1 protein-coding gene is annotated in these 278 nt (G+C 37.8%); it reads left to right on the top strand.

Annotated features, from left to right (window positions below; genetic code table 11):
• A partial coding sequence (locus ACFINZ_RS11305) for a helicase-related protein (protein ID WP_375701558.1) occupies window positions 1-278 on the top strand: 278 nt, incomplete at both ends.

Here is a 278-nt window from a genome sequence, read left to right as displayed (position 1 = left end):
AAGGGACTACGGCTGCGGAAATTGCTCAAAAATTATATTGTGTTCCTACATGTGAAAAAAAGAATGTTTTAGGTAAGCTTTTGACAAATCCAGATTTTGTTTCGGTTATTGTTTTTACTCGAACCAAATACTGTGCTGATGCTGTCACGCGGAATTTAGCAAGTAGAGGATATTCTGTTGCGACAATTCATGGAAATAAATCACAAAGTGCTCGGCAGTCTGCATTGAAAGCTTTTCGTGAAAGATCAGTACGGATTCTTGTTGCAACAGATATTGCA

This window comes from Bartonella sp. AA81SXKL (genome assembly GCF_042196945.1).
Lineage (GTDB): Bacteria > Pseudomonadota > Alphaproteobacteria > Rhizobiales > Rhizobiaceae > Bartonella.
The sequence above is the reverse complement of the archived record's forward strand: the minus strand, read 5'-3'. Positions and strand labels throughout refer to the sequence as shown.